General features: G+C 50.9%; 2 protein-coding genes. Both read right to left on the reverse strand.

Annotated elements, in window-relative coordinates; translation table 11 throughout:
- On the reverse strand, positions 1-470 hold a 470-nt coding region (locus F624_RS34580; RefSeq protein ID WP_169426753.1), incomplete at its 3' end, for a transporter.
- A 438-nt stretch (positions 471-908) separates the two neighbouring features.
- A partial coding sequence (locus F624_RS35465; protein ID WP_211224201.1) for a hypothetical protein occupies positions 909-1,341 on the reverse strand: 433 nt, incomplete at its 5' end.

The raw sequence follows: 1,341 nt of genomic DNA on the forward strand, positions 1-1,341 counted from the left end.
CCGACGTTAGGGTTCAACGACCAATTGGGGGCGAAATCCCAATCTGCCGCCACTCTAATATCGCCAGTGGCTTGGCGCGTGCGGAAATTATTTGAACCGGAGGCAGGAAACACGCGGAGAATGGCACCCAACGAAGGCTGCTTTACGCCATTAGAATCTTGAAAATGAAATTTCACGCCCAGCGATACTGGCATCATTCCTTCGCTCCGCGTAACCCCCGTGACTGCATCAGATTGCCGCATCCACGTATAAACATTGCCTTCAATGCGCGCTTCCCAACTGTCGTTGAGGCCGATGCGAAGCAATGTCGGAACAAATTGCCTGCGATCATCCACTGCGCCATTGCGTCGCAATTCTTGCTGGACGCCCGTTTCGATCTGAAGTCGACCCGCACCGACGACATTGCTGCCGTCGGCGATGCCGGGACGATCCGGATTGATTAGATCATCTTGCTCGGCAAATGCCGACATGGTGGCCTGCAATAGCAATTGCTCCAATAAACGCGGCTCGTAACAGCGCAGCGAAAGAAAGATTAATATTTCTAATTTTTGACATGACCAAAATTTGGAAGGCGTGTGAAAGATTATTGTTTGGCAGTTCTATATCTTTGTACATACATGCAAACAGGCTGCATGGACTACCCCACCCCGGCAGGCAATTCTGATCTATGATTTGCAAATGCCGCGACGTATAGTTTCCCGGTGAAAGCCGATTATTTTGACCGTGACGCCGTCTCGGGTTGTAAAATATCTCGATGTAATCGAACGACATTCTGCATGGCGTGACATGCTTAATCACGGGTTCCTGCTTTGCTGCAGATTCTGCAATACAGATTCAGGTATATTTCGCTCCAAAGCGGAATCGATTTCCTGTTCGTTGGCATCCTTCAAACGGATGCGCTGCCTGAGCTAATGGCCATTTTCTGCATGGCCCGTGTGCCGCTTTAGGTGCTCAGCGGTCAGATCAACTTGGAACAGGCTGATGTCGTCTTGCGTACTCCCTTTTGGGTGGAAAGGAGTACTGATGACCTCAATCAGTCTTAAGATGTAAATGAAGATGAAGGCGATCAGTCCTACGGCGACGAAGGACGTCGAAAATGGTTCAAGAGCCGTAAGGAGCAGAAGACCGATGGTGCCGTGCAGCACAGACTTCGCCAGAAAGAACGCCGACGGGATGAAGCGGATCGTCTGGATGTAGTTGACACGGAACAGATTTCGAACCAGTTGCGCTTGCTCCTGCTTGAGCTTGACGATGTAGTTGGGCGGCACTTCGGCCTTTTCCATCTGCGCGAAAAACTCCCCCAGCGCAAACACATGATGGTGAGTCTCCCTGTTGCCTGAC

The organism is Curvibacter lanceolatus ATCC 14669, from assembly GCF_000381265.1.
Taxonomy (GTDB): Bacteria; Pseudomonadota; Gammaproteobacteria; order Burkholderiales; family Burkholderiaceae_C; genus Curvibacter; species Curvibacter lanceolatus.